The sequence below is a fragment of the Paenibacillus sp. USHLN196 genome (genome assembly GCF_037144955.1).
Taxonomy (GTDB): domain Bacteria; phylum Bacillota; class Bacilli; order Paenibacillales; family Paenibacillaceae; genus Paenibacillus; species Paenibacillus xylanexedens_C.
Genome location: NZ_JBBCYH010000080.1, coordinates 1 through 223 on the forward strand (window position 1 = coordinate 1; position 223 = coordinate 223).

Here is a 223-nt window from a genome sequence, read left to right on the forward strand (position 1 = left end):
CTTTGAAATTCTGGAAGAGTACCACACCTTTATTCAATCAGACGAGGAAGAGATATTGCCTGGTTTGATTACCATATTGGAAGCCGCTAACCTTAACAACTGGAATGTTGACCATATTTTGAACGATCATATCTCTAACGATCTTGAGACATTCGCAAGCTATGAAGATATTGGGAATCGCGTGTATTACATCAAACTACTGAACCAACTAGCCATATATACG

General features: G+C 38.6%; 1 pseudogene. It reads left to right on the top strand.

The features are described from left to right. Positions 1-223: pseudogene (locus tag WFI24_RS34435) on the top strand (DNA-binding protein); the annotation flags it as partial.